This is a genomic window from Halomonas sp. MMSF_3323 (assembly GCF_030733595.1).
Classification (GTDB): domain Bacteria; phylum Pseudomonadota; class Gammaproteobacteria; order Pseudomonadales; family Halomonadaceae; genus Halomonas; species Halomonas litopenaei.
The window spans coordinates 1-18,478 of sequence record NZ_JASHIT010000052.1; the positions used below are offsets into that span (position 1 = coordinate 1).

Genomic DNA, 18,478 nt, shown 5'->3' on the forward strand with positions numbered 1-18,478 from the left:
GCTGGCCCCGTCGACGGTCACCATAACGATAACCCCTCCCCCTTCTTCCCTGACGACAAGGTTCCCCATGCGCTCTTTCTCCCAGCGTCTGCTGTCCCCCCTGGCCATCGCCTGCGCGACGATGCTGACGATGCCCGCCGCCTTCGGCGACGAGGCTCGCCAGGTGCGTATCGCCGTCGATGTGCCTTATCCACCGTTCGAATACCGCGACGCCAACGGCGAACTCGCGGGCTTCGAGATCGATCTGGGCAACGAGTTGTGCAAACGCGCCGAACTGGACTGCGAGTGGATCGTCCAGGGCTGGGACGGCATCATCCCCGGCCTGTTGGCACGCAAGTACGACGCCATCCTGTCGTCGATGCGCATCACCGAAGCGCGTGAACGCCAGGTTCGCTTCAGCGAGCCCTACGCCATGTCGCCCAAGGTCTGGGTGGCCCGTCGCGGCGAGGCCGTCGACCCGGAAGACCTGGCAAGCCTCGAGGGCATGACCGTCGGCGTCCAGCGCGGTACCACCCAGGACACCTACATCACCGGGCGCTATCGCGACACCCTCGATATCCGCCGCTACGCCACCGCCGACGAGGTCGCCCTCGACATGGAAAGCGGGCGTCTGGACCTGGCCTTCATCAACTACCCGGTGGCCATCGAGGCGCTGGATATCAAGGCCGAGGATGGCGACTTCACCCAGGTCGGCGAGCGTATCAATTCGCCAGAATCGATCTTCGGGCGCGGCAACGCCATCGCCGTGCGCCCCCGCGATGAAGCCCTGGCCGAGACCTTCAACCAGGCTCTAAACGAGGTCTACGCCGACGGCACCTTCCAGCGCCTGATGGAGCAGTACTTCGACTACGATCTGCGCCCCGCCAGCCGCCTGTAACCAGCATGGCAAGCACAAGGGCCCGCCTGAGCATGGCGGGCCCTTGTCGTTTCCTTCGTGGTTTCCCCTGTAGCTTCCCTTGATGCTTCCCTCGATGCTTCCCACGTTGGTCTGACCGGCGTCGGCTCAGCTTTCCGCCTCACCCCGCTTTTCGCCGTCGCTTTTATTACCGCTTTCGTTGTTGTTTTCCGGACCGCTGTCAGGGCCGGCCTCGTCTCCGTCGACACTAGCACCGCCGCCGTTGTCGTCACTCGCTTTGCGGGCATAGCGTGCCAGCAACCACCTGACGCCTCTCTCCCACGCCCAGGTGGGTAAAAGCCAGTGCAGGAAGATCAATATCCTGGCGTCCCGAGGCCGCGCGTAGCGTCGACGCGGGCGACTGGCGGTCAGGGCATGGACCACCGCCTCGGCGATCATCTCGGGGGTGCCGGCCCGGGAGTGATCGGCGAGGATCTCGGCCATGCCGCGCTTGATCCGCGCATAGGGCGCCTCGGGAGGGTTCTCGCACAAGGGCTTGCGGGCAATCGCCGCCCATTCGCTGCGAATCACCCCGGGCTGGATCAGGCTGACGGACAGGCCAAAGGGGCGCGTCTCGACCCTCAGGGCATCACTCAGCGCTTCCAACGCGTACTTGGTGGCGTGGTACCAGCCACCCACCGGAAACCAGATACGGCCGGCCATGGAGCCAATATTGACGATGCGACCGCGCCGTCGACGTCGCATGCCGGGCAAGACCTCCCGAGTCAACGCCATCAGCCCGAACACGTTGACCTCGAACTGACGCCTGGCCTCCTCGATCGGGACTTCCTCCAGCACGCCATAGCTGCCGTAGCCTGCGTTGTTGACCAACCCATCGAGCTCGACGCCGTCGCGCTCGATACGTGTCAGCACCGCGGCAATGCTGTCGGCGTCGGTGATATCCAGCGACAGCACCCGGGCGCCCTTGTCAGCCAGGTGGCTCATGCGCTCGACCCGCCGAGCGCCTGCGTAGACGATAAACCCCTGCTCGAGCAGCGCGGTGACGATCGCCTCGCCGATCCCTGACGACGCCCCTGTCACCAGCACGCACCTTTCAGTCCCTTGATGGTTCAACGGCCAAGCTCCCTATTTCATGGATTCGGTTACCACGCTAGCGCGTTTGAATTCGAAGATGGCACTCACCTTTCGAGGTAGGTGCTCGATCTTGTGCTCTTTTAGCCCCGACCATGGTGAAGAGGCACAGGCCTCGGAGAGAAGGCACAGACTCGAGCTTTCATCACGTTATGCTCAAACATGCTTGGACAATCCAGGGGGGCTTCTTATCGGGTAACGCTGATCTAGAGTATGAAGTGCCTTTGAAGCGACTGGCCTCGGCCCTCGGCCGGCCACCGTCTCCCATGTCAGCACCGCCGTTGACACTCGTGCCTGCGCCACCGCCATCACGACCGTGCTCATCGGCGCCAGCGCTATCGATAACCGTCCCAGGAGCCGCCATGCCCATCCGCACGATCAACGCCCTTGCCCTGTCGCTCGCCCTTGCCATCACACCGCTTGCCGTCACACCACTTGCGGCCTTTGCCGACGAGATGCCCGGCCGTCAGTTTGCTGATGTAGGAGACTTTCGCGTCGCCTATCGCGAATGGGGCGAGCCTGGTGACCCGGCGGTCATGCTGATCCATGGCATTCCGCTCAACAGCGTGCTGTTCTCCCGGGTGGGCCCGCTGCTGGCGGAACAGGGCTATCACGTCTTCGCGCCCGGCCAACTCGGGCTCAGCTACACCGACGGCCCCATGGATGCCGACCACTCGCTCAAGGGCCAGGCCGAAATCATGACCGACTTCGCCAATCAGGTGATGCCCGGCCCCTACATCCTGTTCGGCCACGACCTGGGAGGCGGCATCGCCCAGATCATGGTGACCGATTCCGAGCTCAAGGAGCAGAACCAGGTCCGCAAGATCGTGATCGGCAACTCCGCCGTGCTCGACATGTGGCCGGTCCCTGAGGCCAACGCCGCCATCGCCAAGGCCAAGTCCGCCGAGGCCAGCCAGATCTTCAGTGCCGACAACGTCCGCGAGATCGTCAAGAACTTCGCCTCGGCAGGTCTCATGCAGCCGGAGGAGACCCTGACCGACGAGATCCTCGAGGACCTCTACGGCAACTATGCCGAGAACGAGTCGACCCGCAACCATTTCATCGAGTACCTCAAGGCCATGGATAACCGCCTTACCCTTGAGGCCTCACCTCAGATGGTGATGTGGAACAAGCCTGCGATGCTGCTGTGGGGCGTGCATGACCCCTTCCAGCCGCCCTACGTCTCCGGCGTGGCGCTGGCCCGCATCATGCCCCACGCCACCTGGGAATATCTGGACGCCAGCCACTTCTATCCGCTGGAGCGCCCCCAGGAGGTGGTCGACGCCTTCGTTGCGTGGGACCAGCAGTAGGAGGTTCCGCCCTTGTCAGCGCTGCTCGTCGGGAGACCCGACCTTGGGTCCTGAACGGCGACGGCGTTCACCATGCCGATCACGCGCCCGCTCGATGCGGGCGCGTGCTGTTTCGCCAGCCGCTTTAATTCCCTTGGCGGTAAGCGAGCCCTCGCTCTCTCGTGGCGGGCGCCAACCTGAGGCATAGTGGACGCTCGATAGATTTCTTTCGCATCCATCATTTGCCCCTGGTCGACTCGCCTGTACTGGCTACCCGGGGCCCTGCAACGGAGGTCAGACATGGCTCGCATCCACGACGACAATGCCCAGGCAATCGGCAACACCCCGCTGGTGCGGCTGAACCGGGTCAATGAAGGCGCCACGATCTGGGCCAAGATCGAGGGGCGCAATCCGGCCTACAGCGTCAAGTGCCGGATCGGTGCGGCGATGATCTGGGATGCCGAGGAACGCGGCGTGCTCAAGCCGGGCATGACCATCATCGAGCCCACCAGCGGCAATACCGGCATCGCCCTGGCCTTCGTCGCCGCCGCCAAGGGCTACCCGCTGACCCTGACCATGCCGGCCTCCATGAGCCTGGAGCGGCGCAAGGTACTGAAGGCCCTGGGCGCCGAACTGGTGCTGACCGAACCGGCCAAGGGCATGCCCGGCGCCATCGCCAAGGCCGAAGAGATGGCCAAGTCCGATCCGTCGACCTACTTCCTGCCCCAGCAGTTCTCCAACCCGGCCAACCCGCGCATCCACGAGACCACCACCGGCCCCGAGATCTGGAACGATACCGACGGCGAGGTCGATGTCTTCGTAGCCGGGGTCGGCACCGGGGGCACCCTGACCGGGGTCTCGCGCTACATCAAGAAGACCCAGGGCAAGGCGATCACCACCGTGGCGGTGGAGCCCACCGACTCCCCCATCCTGACCCAGGCCAGGGAAGGCAAGGAACTCAAACCCGCTCCCCACAAGATCCAGGGTATCGGTGCCGGCTTCGTGCCGGACAATCTGGACATGGATCTGGTCGATCGCGTCGAGACGGTCACCAACGAGGACGCCATGGCCATGGCCCATCGACTGATGCGTGAGGAAGGCATCCTCTGCGGCATTTCCTGCGGGGCAGCGGTCGAGGCTGCGGTGCGTGTCAGCAAGCTGCCCGAGTTCGCCGGCAAGAATATCGTGGTGGTACTGCCAGACAGCGCTGAGCGCTATTTGAGCTCGGCGCTGTTCGCCGACCTGTTCACCGAGCAGGAACTCAACCAGTAACGTCGCCCAGACGGTCAACAGGCGAGCCGGCCCGTGCCGGCTCGCCTGTCATTTCGATCCCGCCTTTCATCGCTGCCGCTGGAGAGGCGAGTCGCGTAACCAGCCGCGGCATCTCAGGTATTGAGCACCACGCCGCCATTGAGGTGCAGCGTCTGACCACTCATGTAAGACGACTCCTCGCTGGCCAGATAGACATAGGCGGGCCCCATCTCGCTGGGTTGGCCTGCCCGATTCATCGGCACCTGACCACCGAACTCGGCGACCTTTTGTTCGTCGAAGCTCGCCGGGATCAACGGCGTCCATACCGGCCCCGGGGCCACTGCGTTGACGCGAATCTCGCGATCCATCAGGGTCGCCGCCAGCGAACGTACCAGTGCCTGCACCGCCCCCTTGGTCGCGGTGTAGTCGAGCAGCGTGTCATTGCCCTTGAAGGCATTGATCGAGGAGGTAGCGATGATGGTATCGCCGGCGTCGAGGTGGGGCACCGCCGCCTTGGACAGATAGAAGTGGCTGTAGACATTGGTGCGGAAGGTCCGCTCCAGCTGCGCATCATCCACTTCGGTAATATCGGACCAGTCATACTGTTCGGCGGCGTTGTTGACCAGGATATTGAGCCGTCCAAAGCGCTCGATGGTGCTGGCCACGGCCTGACGACAGAAGTCGGCATCACCGACGTCCCCCTTGAGCACCAGGCACTCACCGCCTTCCTTCTCGACCATCTGGCGGGTGGTCTCGGCATCCTGATCTTCTTCCAGATGCACGATGGCGCAGTGCGCGCCCTCACGGGCATAGTGCACCGCCACGGAGCGACCGATACCGCTGTCGCCGCCGCTGATCAGCGCCACCTTGCCGTCCAGCTTGCCGCTGCCACGGTAGCTGTCACGGATCACCTCCGGCTCGGGCTGCATGGCCGACTCGCTGCCGGGCTGACGATGCTGTTGCTGAGGGGGTTGCTGTGTAGACATGGATCCACTCCTTCGGCTCATCGACATGGCGAACGTCATGGCCCCCGCCACCACGGGCATCCCTGGGGGCCGGCGGTACGCAACAGGCGTCTGCGGCAGAAGCCCTTTCCTGCACGTGACGTGAAGGTTGTGTACCACTTTTGTACAGAGTGGGACAGTCAGCGACTAACTTCAAGGGGCAAGCAACGACTTTGCACCGTCAAGCATCTCGACCTCTCGCCGCCTTCATGTCGCTCACACTGGTCCATAGGCTCTGCGTGCCGACGTGCCCCCTATCCCCATGGCTTGAAAAGGAACACCCATGCCCCATCGCACTCCTCCCAGCGTCAGTCGCCAACGCAACAAGGTGGTCAGTGCCGAGGAGTCGGTACAGCTGATCCGTGACGGCGACAGCCTTGCCACCGGCGGCTTCGTCGGGGTGGCCTTTCCCGAGGCACTGGCGGTAGCGCTGGAGCAACGCTTCGTGGAGTCCGGCCATCCTCGTGACCTGACGCTGATCTACGCCGCCGGCCAGGGCGACGGCAAGGGCCGTGGCGTCGATCACTTCGGTCACCCGGGACTGCTCAAGCGCGTCATCGGAGGCCACTGGGGGCTGGTACCCCGCTTGCAGAAGCTGGCCATCGACAACCAGATCGAGGCCTACAACCTGCCACAGGGCGTGATCTCCCATCTGTTTCGCGACACCGCCGCCGGCAAGCCGGGCACCCTGACCAAGGTGGGGCTCGATACCTTTGTCGACCCACGTCAGGGGGGCGGCAAGATCAACGAGCGCACCACCGAGGATCGCGTGCGGCTGATGCCCATCGATGGCGAGGAGTACCTGTTCTACCAGGCTCAGCCGATTCAGGTCGCGCTATTGCGCGGGACCACCGCCGACGCCGACGGCAATGTGACCATGGAGCGTGAGGCGCTATTTCTGGAGATGCAGGCCATTGCCATGGCGGTGCACAATTCCGGGGGCATCGTCATCGTCCAGGTCGAGAGTCTGGCCGAACGAGGCACCCTCAAGGCCAAGGACGTGAAGATCCCCGGCGTGCTGGTCGACGCCGTGGTGCTGGCACAGCCCGAGCATCACTGGCAGACCTTCGCCACCCAGTTCAGTCGCGCCTTCGCCGGCGAACTGAAGGCGCCGATGAATGACATCGCCAGCCTCTCGCTGACCGAGCGCAAGGTCATCGCCCGCCGCGCCGCCTTCGAGCTTCGGCCCAACAGCATCGTCAATCTGGGCATCGGCATGCCTGAGGGCATCGCCAACGTGGCCAATGAGGAAGGGCTGCTGGAGTACCTGACGCTGACCGCCGAGCCCGGCGTCATCGGCGGCCTGCCGGCGGGCGGGCTCGACTTCGGCGCCGCCATCAATACCCATGCGATCATCGACCAGCCAAGCCAGTTCGACTTCTACGATGGCGGCGGCCTGGACATCGCCTTTCTCGGTCTCGCCCAGGTCGACCAGGAGGGAAGCGTCAACGTCAGCCGCTTCGGCCCCAGGCTTGCCGGCGCCGGCGGCTTTATCAACATCAGCCAGAACGCCAAACGGCTGGTGTTCGTCGGCACCTTCACCGCCGGTGCCCAGCTGTCCATCGACTCGGGAAGACTAAAGATCGACGCCGACGGCAGCCAGCGCAAGTTTGTCGAGCGCGTCGAGCACCGCACCTTCAGCGGCCCCCTGGCGGCGAAGCGCGGCCAGCCGGTGCTCTACGTCACCGAGCGCTGCGTGTTCGAACTGCGTGCGCAAGGGCTGACGCTGATCGAGATCGCCCCGGGGGTGGAACTGGAGCGCGACATCCTGGCGCTGATGGACTTTCGGCCCCACATCGACGCGCCCCTTGCCACCATGGATCCCCGCCTGTTCGACAGCGCCTCCATGGACCTGCTCGAGACCCTGCTGGAGCGGCCGATCGCCGAGCGCTTGAGCGTCGATCTCGACACTTACCAGTTCTTCATCAACTTCGAGGGACTGGCGGTCAACGACGATGACACCATCGCCACCATCGAGAGGGAGGTCGAACGCCTGCTTGAGCCCCTGGGCCGTCCCGTCTATGCCATCGTCAACTACGACAACTTCACCATCGCGCCGCACCTTGTCGAGCGCTACACCGAAATGATCTGCGGATTGTCCGAGCGCTTCTACGAGCGCGTCACTCGCTACACCACCAGTGCCTTCCTGCGCCTCAAGCTCGGCGACGCGCTGGAGCGCCGTGCCGATGCACCGCACATCTACGAAAACCGCAAGGACGCCCTGAGCCACCTGCTCGACGAGCAGCAAGACAGCTGACCATTCTGCGGCTCAACTGCCTGTACATCTGCTCGCGAAGAGGCGCCACGACTACCCCCGAGCCAGCGATTCACGCTAGCCATGCGGCAACGGGGGACTGTGTCCCCCGTTGCCACCTACCGGGCAAGTCGGCGAATCAGATGTCCACGTCGATACCATCCTGGATCTTGAGCACGGCGTTGCCGTTTCCATCGTAGACGTTGTAGGTGATGCCATCTTCCTGCACCTGATTGCCGGTGGCGGACCATTCATCGGCTCTCAAGGAGACCCTGTCTCCGGCGTCACCACGCACAAACAGCTCATCACCACTGGTCATGTCGAGCACATCCTGTGCACTCAAGGTAACGTCATGGTCCTGGCCCTCCCCCATCAGGTCCAGTGTCTCGATATTGCGCACCTTGCCGGGATCGATGTCCTCGCCAAAGCGCAACTCGACCACATCGTCACCACCGAGACCATTGATCGCCTTGCCGCTGTAGAGCAGCGTATCGTCACCGGTCGTCGGCTCCACTGCGCGGATATCGAGATCCACCTGGCCTTCATAAGGCGGGTCGAGGGTATCCTGACCGTCCACGGTGGCCAGGCTGAAGTCCAGGGTGACATTGCCATCGGTCGCCTTCTGCACCAGCGTCAGCGCATTCAGTTGGTCGATTGAGATGTCATCGATCACATAGGTATCGGTTCCGGCGTCGTAGGTCCAGTCCAGAAGATTGTCGCCACTGAAGAAGCTGGCGTGCTCCCCCAGCCCCTTGAGGGTCAACGTCACCTGTTCGGAACCGTCTCGATCCAGCACCGAGGCGTTGAGGTTGAGCGGAATTCTGTCGCCCTCATCGCCGAAGCTCAGCAACGGATCGGCCTCGATCGGATCGGCCACGGCGTCCACCAACACCGAGAACGCCTCGTCACCGATGTAACGTTCGCCATCACGGCCGGCGATGGCTGTCACCGAGAGGCTATCGGCGCCACTGAGGTCTCCGCTCCAGTCACGTGGAGGGATCAGGCCGACGTAGGCCGGCAGACTACCGTCAGGCTTGAGAATCGACCAACTGCCCTTGCCTACGTTCTCCGCCAGGGTCGCGGAAGCCGCGTCGGCTCCGGTCATCACCAGCCAGCCGTTAGGCAGGCCATCGATCAGCACCGCTTCCAGGGTCTGGGAGGGGTCGAGCAAATCAACCTCGAGACCGCTGACATCGATCAGGCTGTCCTCCTCTCCCCGGATGTCGTTGACCGACACTTCAGGCGGCGGCGGCGGTACCTCGACGCTGGCCTGGTCCTGATCGGCTTCCCGATTGGTCGCGTCGGTTTCCTGGGTGGAGCCTTCGGCGACAAGCGAGACGTCTCCCCAGACCCCCACCGCCGGACGGTAGGTCAGATTGACCGTGTCTCCGACTGCGACGCCGTCGATGACGTAGCGACCATCTGATCCTGGCGCCAGCGCCTGGCCGTTGTAGAACAGGGTACCGCCTGGCACGGCACCACCATCGGCATCGGTTGCTCCACTCTCGTCGAGGGTCAGAACCAGTTGACCGTCCACCAGCGTAACGTCCGGGCTGTCGGCAGGGCTGGTGACGCCGACCTCGAAGTCAACATCACGACCATTGTCGGCCAGCTCGCCCGATACGCTGACCTCGGGGGTATCCGTCACCGGAGTAACCGGAGGATCCACGGTGACAGAATGTGAGTTTTCCTTGCCACTGGATGAGCGGGTGGTCAGGGTGGCGTCGAAGGTGAAATCTTCGCCATTGTCATTCCAGTTGGCCGGTGGCGTCACGCTGATCGACGCCATCAGGTCATCCAATGCGGCCTGACCACCGCCGTCGGTACTGGCGTACCACACCGATTGGCCGTTGACCGTGGTCTCCTCCATGCCCGTGACCACGGTCCCCGGCGGCAGATTGCTGAGGGTGATGGAACTGGCACCATCGTTCCCTGCGATCTGGGCATCGATCAGCTGCGACAGCGGAGACGCCGAGTCCTCGGTCATGGCAGCACTGGAGTCGTTGTCCCAGCGCTCGATATCGGAGGCATCCTCCCCGTCGTTGTCATCGCCACTGCCGCTCAGCGTCCAGCTTGCGCTGGCGCTCTGCTCCAGGGTGTTGCCCCCGGCGTCCTGGGTCACCGCGGTGATGGTGATGGAGTGGTTGTTGATATCGTTCAGTTGCCCCCCTTCCCCCAGGACAAAGACGAAAGAGTGCTGCTGCGGAATGGGGCCGTCGAAACTCTGGGGCGGATCCAACTCGATTCGCCACTGGCGGCCGCCGCTGTCACCGGCCACCACGCCGATATATTCGGCCCCTTCCACACTGACGCCCTCCGGCACACCATCGATCAGGAAATAGCGGAGCGACTCACTGCCGTCCTCGTCGGGCTGGTTACCTGCGTCGGCGTCGGCGGACTGATCGACCGCGACATTGACCTGAACGCGATCACCGGTCCCGGCATTGACGTCATTGCCGGTGATGCTGACACCACCACCCGAGAGGTTGACGATGCTGGTGATATCGATGGTCGGCGTGTCGGTGACGGCATCGATGACTACCTGATGAATGGCATCCCTGGGTGCCGACGTCACGTCATCCAACTGACCTTCGTAGCCGGCGTTCGGTGTGTCGGTCACCTGGTAGCGCAGCGCCAGTTCGGCGCTACCCGCACCGAAGTTGGCATCCCCCTTGGCGTAGAGACGCTCCCAGGCGCCATTGGTCAGCTTGTACTCGCCGCCCTCCAGAGTGACATCCGGGTCTGTGGCCGCCGCCTGGACGAGCGTGGTGCTCGTGGAATTGCCGACGTAGATGGTAAATGGCGCCTGGAGCACATCAGCGGCGTCGATCCACACCGTCTCGAGCATCTCGTTGGTGTCGCCATTCTGTGTTACCAGACTGAAATCGAGCTTGCCCAGGGTATCCTCGACAAGACGCGAATCGGTCTCGATCACCCCTTCAGGACTCGGCGTCACTTCGAACGAGACCTGATGCTGGTCCCCATCGCGTGAATCGCCATCATCTTCGGTCACCACCGGGGTGACACTGAAGTCGACACGACCGCTGAAGTTGTCAGGGGTGGTGATGCGCACATCGGCAAGCTCTCTGGTGACCCAGACCCGCTCGTCGCCCTCGGCATCCTCAGGACTGATGAGCACCGCTCCGGCCACGGCGAAGCCTTCGTCCAGCCCGCTGATGCGGTAGGCCAGTGATTCAGAGTCATCACGATCACCACTTTGCACCGTGACAAGATCGCTCAATCGTACCTCGGTCACGCCATCGTCCAGCGCCTGCTCCACGTAGGATTCGACGCTGGTGGTCACCTCGGGAGCGTCTGCGACTCCCTTGACCTTGACCAGGATATCGCGTGCTTCACCGGTGAACTCGCTGGTGACGCCACCGAAGGTGTCCACGCTGACAGGTGTTGCCTTGATGGAAAAATCTTCGTTGCTGTCCGGTGGAGGTGTAATGGTGAGAGGCACACTGGCATCGAAGTTGTCGATGATATAGTTGCCATTGCCGTCATCGGCCACCTGCTGACCATTGTAGTGAAGCACCGCCCCATCCGGCAGATCGGACAGGGTCATGCGATAGACCTCGTTGGGATCATCGCTCTGGGGCCGAAGTTCAAGCGCCACCGCCGTGTCTTCATCTGTCTGGGCCACCGGCTCGTAGCCCAGGGACACACGATCCGCTACTGGTTCCTGGACGCGGATGCCGGTCAACAGCGCCTCGCCGGACACCGAAGTGTCCACGTTGCCCTCTCCATCGGTATCCACCGTCTTCGCTTGCACGCGGATCTGGAAGGTGCCCTTGCGATTGGTCGGCGGGCGAAACTCCACGCTGGAAAGATGCTGGACCGGAATTTCTACCGGGGTCCCGTCGTAGGACTTTTCTACCCACTGACCAGCCTCATCGAGATAGCGGAAGCTGGCACCGATCATGTCTCCGGCCTGACCATCCAGCTGCTCCGGCGTCAGTCGGGCGAAGGTCTTCTCCGAACCATCGCTGTCCTGATTCGACCAATCGTCCTTCAAGTCGAAATCATCATTGGTCAGCTTGAACCACTCGTCCTCGGCGACACCGTCGCTGGCGCCATAGGTATGCCCACCGGTCATGGTGAGATCGGCCTTGCCATCGCCATCGCTGTCGCTGACGCCGCTGGCGGCAATGACCTCCGCCTTGGGCGCGACCTTGGGCGAGTAGGTCTCCTCCTTGACCTCCTCATCGCTGACAGTAGCGCCATCGATGGTGGCCGTATCGGTGACCCCGACCTTGAGCGTGAGGCTTGGGTCATCGCTCTCGTGGGCCGGCCCGGTCAGGCTGTAGTTCTTGAAGGCACCGCTATCCACGTCACTCTTGGGTACGCTGAACCCGTCGCTGCCGTTGCCGGTGTGCACCAGGTTGCCGTCGGCGTTGCGGATCTCCCAGCCATCGGGTACCACGGCGATCTCGATCGAGGTGATCGTCTCGCTGGTCGCACCACCACCGTCGTCATCCCCGACCTTGAGCGAGGCGAGAAACTTGAAGGCCTCATCTTCAGTACCGCGCGCGCTGACGGAAGGGTCATCCACCACTGGAGTCACATCGATGTCCAGAGTGACTTTGTCTTCCTTCCAGACGCCGTTCGGCGAGGGACCATCGGCGTCGCCATCCCGCGCTCTCAAGGTTACCGAGACTCCCTTGATTTCACCGCTGAAGTCATCCGGCGGCGTAATGGTGATCTTGGGGAAGTCGGTAGTCGAAGCACTCAGCCCACCGGCGGGTACCCGCACCTGGCCACTGGCGCCAACGACTCGCGTCAGGTTGTCGTTGATGGTGACCACGGTGCCCTCGGGCAATCCCTCGAGCAACAGTTCACGATACTCGCTGCCGTCCAGATCCTCGAAAGACGCCTTCAGCGTCTCGCTCAGGTTGAAGGCGACGTCTTCCGCGGTCTTGAAGACCTTGTGATCGGTGTCGTCAGCGAAGGTCAAAGTCACGTCATCGGTGACCGCCTGGACCGTTACCGGGACACGAATCGCCGAGGTGGCTCCCGGGATGCCGCTCAGACGCTCGCCGTCGGCGTCGACCTCATAGCTCGAGACCTGGATCGATAACGAGAAATTGCTGCCGTCCTGTGCCTTCGGCGCTACCTTCAGCCCCTCGAATTCCGCACGGGTCATCACCAGGTCAACGTCACCGTCGTCCAAGGTCGAAAGATGGGAGCCATCGGACAGCTTGATGGTCAGCGTGCTCTTGCCCTTGGTGTCGATAACGCTACCGTCGGCCTTCAGCAGCTTGGCTCCAGAGGGAAGCCCGGACACGGTAATGGCCCCCAGCAGTTCGGGGTTGTCCCCTGCTGCCCCCATGTTCTGATCGGTGGTGTCGGTAGGCGATGGTGCGGCAAGACCAAGCGCCACCGATACATCTTCGTCGGTCGCCGCCGATGATGACGGAAGATCCGGCTTGTCAGCCACGGGGGTGACGGTCACATCGACGTCTACCGAATAGGTGGTGCCGCCCTCTGTGTAGGTATAGGTAAAGGCATCGGCGCCACTGTAGTTGCCGTCGGGCTTGTAGGTCAGTCTGCCGTCGGCACCGATGGTGACACTGCCATACTCCGGCGCGTCGCTGATCGCCAGGGTATCTTCGGTAGCGTTGGCGGGGGTGGAGAAGGTTTTCTTGCCATCTTCTTTCAAGGTGATGCTCTGAGACTCCTGCGCCGGGTCATCGACCACGGTCACCTGGAAGTCGTCTTCATCGATATCGCCGTCGCTGTCGATCACCTCGAACGGTAGCGTCAGCACGATATTGCCGTTGCTATCGACCACCGAGGTCACGTGATCCAGCGGGCCCTCCAGGGTGAAGCGGTAGCTGGCATCGTTGCTACCGGCATCGAGCACGCTGATGGTAAATACCGTTTCGCCGTCTGCACGGGCGGTCAAGGTGTGCCCATCACTGGAAAGCGAATAGCCGATCGCCTGATTCTCGGAGGTCAGCCCAAGCTGATTCAGGGTCGCCACGGTATCAGCGGTGAACCGGGTATCGATGGTGTCCTGACCTTTGTTGACATCAAGATCACCGCTCACCGAGCGTTTGCTGGTGTTCGGCTCGGAGCCAGATGCCAGATACTGTTCGTCGAGGCGTCCATCGGTCGGATCACCGATGCTCGGTTCGGTGTCTTTGACCAACACCGGCTGCTGCGCGGTGTTCGACCGAGAGCCGTCTGCATCAATCAGCACATAGCTGAAATCGTCGCGCAGCGTATCGCCGCTGTCATTACCCTGCGGGCGAGGATGGGCGGCGCTGGCGACAGGCGTATAGCTCCAGTTTCCATCACTTGCAACGGTCAGGCTGCCGTAGCGAGTCTCCACAGTCACACTGCCGCCGTCGGAAATGCTGCGGGCGGTCGTGGCACCGCTGCGATCGATAAAGGTGATGCTCTCGACCCGGGCCCCATCGGCGCCCAGGGTGTCGTTGACCAACAGGTTGGTGCCGCTTGTACGCGCGTCGCCCTCGGTGGTGGTCTGCAGAGAGTCGCTGGTGGCAGAGGGACCGTCGTCGCGGATCAGGATATCCAGATTATCTTGACGGCTGTCACCGGAGTCATCGGTCACCTTGACCGCTAGCGAATCCACCACCGAACCACTGGCGTGATTTGCTGGTTTCGTCAACGTATAGGTGTAGGACAGTTCATCGGCAACCGCGTCGTACCCTGTGATCGACAAGGTTCCGTAGGCCATGTCGATAGAGATCGGCTGGCTGGCGCTCGCTGCCTGAAGCTCTGCCAGGGACTTGCTGATGGAACCGAATGCAACACTGGCCACCTCGTCGACTCCGCCCGAGCCCACGGCGATGACTCCCGACACCACATCGCTATCGTCAGCCAGCGAGCCTGATTCGAGGCCGGCTTCGCTGACGCTGGCGTCTCCTGCCACAGTGGGACCGTTGTCATCGGGAATCGTCAGTTCGGGGACATCGCTATGGACGATGACCGTCTTGTCGCCCCCGGCAACCAGCTTCTCGTAGTTACCCCCCGTCAAGGTATCGATGCCAATGGTCCAGGAAGCGGTATCATCGGCGCTTTCGCCTGGCCCCAGATTCTGGTCCTGATCGGGAGCACGCAACGTCACCTGGGCACTGGTGGCGCCCTCGGCGATGACCACTTTGGTGCCATCGTCGAGCGTAATCGTCAGAGGGCCGCCTTGGGGTGGTTCCTCGACGGTCAGGGTGACGCTGACTGCCTGTCCTTCATCCGCATCGTCAGGCGCACTCAGGGAGACCACCACTTCATCGATGGTGTCATTCACCTGAGTGCTGACCGTGGCGGAGTCGACCTCGAGCTTCTCCAGCGTGCCAATACCGCTGGCCGGCTGGCCATCAGGCTCCACTTCCTTCGCCTCACGGATCGAGTTGACCACCTGGCCGGGATCGACGTAGACATCGTCTGATGGCGCGGCCACCGTGACCGAGGCGCTGGTCTGACCCGCCGGTACAGTCAGCGACTCGCCGTTGGCCAAGGTCACAGCGATCGCCTTGTCGGCGCTACGGGGCTGGCCCTGTGGGTCCTGCAACTCCACCGTGTAGGTGATCGCGCCACCTTCCTTCACCTCAGGAGTGGCCTTGAGCACCAGTCGAGTAATGTCGTTGTCGTCCACCATCAGGGTAGTGACGCCATCGCCAAGATCGACCTGGTCGTAGCCGGTGGGCGTGGCCGACTCGATGGAGAAACCCCGGCTCGTCTCCCCCTGATTCACATGCTCATCGGGTCGGCTCGCCACCTGAATACTGGCACTGCGCTCGCCCTCGACAATGGTGATGGTATTTCCGTCTTCGAGCGTCACCACCACATCGCGATCGGCCACATTGTCCATGGTCGCGGTTACGGTAATGAACTCACCCTCGACGACCGTGCTGCTGGCGCTCAATTCGATGCTCAGCGCTACCGGCTTGCGATCCAAGGCGTCGTCGGAGTTGCCCGCCGGATCGGTGACCCGAGCATTTGCCTGAACGTGGGTCTGACCGGCCACCACCGGCACTTCGACGTCGAGCCCATCGCTCAGGTCCTGGGCGGTGACGCTACGCTCGAGCAGCACGTTGCCTTGACCATCGGTCACCCTCAGGGTGTCGCCCACTTCGGTGCCGGCACCCAGGTTCACCCGCGCGGTAACACTGTCGTCGTTGCCGATCTCGCTCTGCTGGTAGGCACCATCATCACCGGCCCCGATCAGTGAGATCGTCACGCTCGGCGGCTGGTCGTCGATGGGCTTGGTGTCGTCGTCGCTGTCGCTGTTGCCGGCGGGATCGGTGACGGTGGCGGTGACGCTCACGCTTTCGTCACCCGTGGCGACAGGCACCTCGACGTCGAGCCCATCGCTCAAGTCCTGGGCGGTGACGCTACGCTCGAGCAGCACATTGCCTTGACTATCGGTCACCCTCAGGGTGTCGCCCACTTCGGTGCCCGCGCCCAGGGTCACCCTGGCGGTGACGCTGCCGTCGTCGCCGATCTCGGCCAGGTTATAGACACCATCGCTTCCGGCGCCGGACAGATTGACCTCCACCGTCGGCGGCTGCTCGTCGATCGGCTTGGTATCGTCGTCGCTGTCGCTGTTGCCGGCAGGATCGGTGACGGTGGCAGTGACGCCCACGCTTTCATCACCCGTGGCGACAGGCACTTCGACGTCGAGCCCATCGCTCAAGTCCTGAGCAGTGACGCTGCGCTCGAGCAGCACATTGCCTTGACTATCGGTCACCCTCAGGGTGTCGCCCACTTCGGTGCCCGCGCCCAGGGTCACCCTGGCAGTAACACTGTCGTCGTCGCCGATCTCGGCCAGGTTATAGACACCATCGTCACCGGCGCCGGACAGATTGACCTCCACCGTCGGCGGCTGGTCGTCGATCGGCTTGGTGTCGTCGTCGCTGTCGCTGTTGCCGGCAGGATCGGTGACGGTGGCGGTGACGCTCACGCTTTCGTCGCCCTTGGTGACCGGCACCTCGACGTCGAGCCCATCGCTCAAGTCCTGGCCGGTGACGCTACGCTCGAGCAGCACATTGCCTTGACTATCGGTCACCCTCAGGGTGTCGCCCACTTCCGTGCCCGTACCCAGGGTCACCCTGGCAGTGACACTGCCGTCGTCGCCGATCTCGGCCAGGTTATAGACGCCATCATCACCGGCGCCGGCCAGATTGACCTCCACCGTCGGCGGCTGGTCGTCGATCGGCTTGGTATCGTCGTCGCTGTCGCTGTTGCCATCGGCGTCGGTCACGGTCGCCTGGACACTGACACTGTCATCGCCGGGCGCAACAGGCACTTCCAGATCGACGCCTTCCGTTAGATCAGTCACCGTGACCGGGCGATCCAGCAGTACACTGCCATCGGCGGCAACCACCACCAGGCGATCACCGACCTCCGTATCGTCACCAAGAATCACTCTGGCGGTGACGCTGCCATCATCGCCGATTTCCGCCAGAGAAAAGATGCCGTCGGCTCCCGCGCCCAACAGTTCGACGCTCACGCTGAGCGCATCATCCAGCAAGGCACCATCATCATCGTCGATGGGGTCACCGTCACGCACTTCAATGCCCACCTCATCCGCCAGAGGGAAATTGAATGCTAGCGGATCCACGTTTTCGACGATGCGCAAAAGGCGTACGAAACCGTGTCCTTCATTACCGCTCCCTCCAGCCGATGAGCTACTACCCGCCTGGGGAGGATTCTCCTCGAGTTCAGCCAGCAGCTCATTCAGGGTTTCGTCACCGATCTCCTCTCCCGTACGACTGAAATCCCCTTCACCGAGGGGCGTGTCATCATCGGGCCCGCGGTAAAAATCGCCCGAATCGGATGGCGAAGGGCTCTCACTCAGCAGTCGAGAAACGAGCACGCCATCCGTCGTCATCAGGTTCAGTCTAAGGGCTGGGTCTCCTTCGAGTACCAAGGTGGCGGCTTGGGGAGCCGAAACAACAGCATCGGTAGATAGGCTTTCGCCTACTCTCAGCAGACGCAGTTGACCGGAGTCATCACGAATCCAGACCTCCCCTTCCATGTCGAGAATTCTAACCCGTGAATTCATAGCACCAAGCCCCTGTCGTAGATCGATTATCATTGTCACTGGCCAGTCACCCAGGCTCCTGGACCGAACCCTCGGAAGGAATGCAAACCGACGTATCGCAACCGGTGAACAAGGAGGGAGACCACATTGATCAGTGCCTTAACACCGGTAAGATGCATCCAAGAAACCTTGCCCGAGTTATAGCACTTTGGAACATTTTGTTACATTTTTAGCTAAAACACGTCTCAAGAATGCACGAAACTGCATATTAGGTAACACTCACGCCTCTGCGTGACACCATGCTTCTCGATTCCAGAAACCACTATATAAAACACTTTATATTATTATTCTAGATATTAAGGTATTATAATTATCACTATTAAAGTACGTTTCTCATCATTCTTTTTTACTAATCTTTTCAGGCGGGCCGACTTGGCCAGGCTGCACCCACCTCTGCCTTGTGGCATAGAGCGCTGGATATTCGGCGAAGCTACGGAGGTAGCACCGTTGAAGGCATTCGCTGGGTGGAGCGCTGGAAACCTGGTCCGCCGGGGCGCCACTCCGACACGCCCGGTCCTAGGCGCTGTCCGAAAAGTCGACGAGCGAAGGTTAGACAAGGCAAAAATCGGTGAGACAGCGCAGTTTACGGGGTGTAAATGAGCATGTTGATCCGATTTTTAA

General features: G+C 62.3%; 7 protein-coding genes. 4 read left to right on the top strand and 3 right to left on the bottom strand.

Annotated features, from left to right (window positions below; translation table 11 throughout):
- Window positions 1-67: 67 nt before the first annotated feature.
- Window positions 68-877, top strand: a complete 810-nt coding sequence (locus RBB39_RS20535; RefSeq protein WP_045993339.1) for a transporter substrate-binding domain-containing protein — start codon at window positions 68-70, stop codon at window positions 875-877.
- A gap of 126 nt (window positions 878-1,003) precedes the next feature.
- Here RBB39_RS20535 and RBB39_RS20540 read toward each other — a convergent pair whose 3' ends face one another.
- On the bottom strand, window positions 1,004-1,942 hold the full coding sequence (locus tag RBB39_RS20540; RefSeq protein WP_071211128.1) for an oxidoreductase: 939 nt from the start codon (window positions 1,940-1,942) through the stop codon (window positions 1,004-1,006).
- Window positions 1,943-2,349: 407 nt separating this feature from the next.
- Here RBB39_RS20540 and RBB39_RS20545 point away from each other — a divergent pair, with 407 nt between their 5' ends.
- Together RBB39_RS20545 and cysK are read left to right on the top strand one after the other, a co-directional pair.
- Window positions 2,350-3,297, top strand: coding sequence for an alpha/beta fold hydrolase (locus tag RBB39_RS20545; RefSeq protein WP_045993340.1), 948 nt, complete (start codon window positions 2,350-2,352; stop codon window positions 3,295-3,297).
- Between the two features lie 279 nt (window positions 3,298-3,576).
- Window positions 3,577-4,548: a cysteine synthase A gene (cysK, locus tag RBB39_RS20550; protein WP_045993341.1), complete on the top strand. Its 972-nt coding sequence runs from the start codon at window positions 3,577-3,579 to the stop codon at window positions 4,546-4,548.
- A gap of 113 nt (window positions 4,549-4,661) precedes the next feature.
- On the opposite strand, the gene RBB39_RS20555 is transcribed toward cysK, so the two are convergent.
- Window positions 4,662-5,513, bottom strand: a complete 852-nt coding sequence (locus RBB39_RS20555) for an SDR family oxidoreductase (protein ID WP_045993342.1) — start codon at window positions 5,511-5,513, stop codon at window positions 4,662-4,664.
- A 301-nt stretch (window positions 5,514-5,814) separates the two neighbouring features.
- On the opposite strand from RBB39_RS20555, the gene RBB39_RS20560 reads away from it, so the two are divergent.
- Window positions 5,815-7,788 carry an acyl CoA:acetate/3-ketoacid CoA transferase gene (locus tag RBB39_RS20560; protein WP_045993343.1) on the top strand — a complete coding sequence of 658 codons (1,974 nt, stop codon included), beginning with the start codon at window positions 5,815-5,817 and terminating at the stop codon, window positions 7,786-7,788.
- Window positions 7,789-7,924: 136 nt separating this feature from the next.
- Here RBB39_RS20560 and RBB39_RS20565 read toward each other — a convergent pair whose 3' ends face one another.
- Window positions 7,925-17,629, bottom strand: a complete 9,705-nt coding sequence (locus tag RBB39_RS20565; protein WP_306169368.1) for an immunoglobulin-like domain-containing protein — start codon at window positions 17,627-17,629, stop codon at window positions 7,925-7,927.
- Window positions 17,630-18,478 lie beyond the last annotated feature (849 nt).

Bases quoted from the DNA above. Each gene is read 5' to 3' on its own strand.
- RBB39_RS20535 (WP_045993339.1), top strand. From the start codon at position 68: ATGCGCTCTTTCTCCCAGCGTCTGCTGTCCCCCCTGGCCATCGCCTGC.
- RBB39_RS20545 (WP_045993340.1), top strand. From the start codon at position 2,350: ATGCCCATCCGCACGATCAACGCCCTTGCCCTGTCGCTCGCCCTTGCC.
- cysK (WP_045993341.1), top strand. From the start codon at position 3,577: ATGGCTCGCATCCACGACGACAATGCCCAGGCAATCGGCAACACCCCG.
- RBB39_RS20555 (WP_045993342.1), bottom strand. From the start codon at position 5,513: ATGTCTACACAGCAACCCCCTCAGCAACAGCATCGTCAGCCCGGCAGC.
- RBB39_RS20560 (WP_045993343.1), top strand. From the start codon at position 5,815: ATGCCCCATCGCACTCCTCCCAGCGTCAGTCGCCAACGCAACAAGGTG.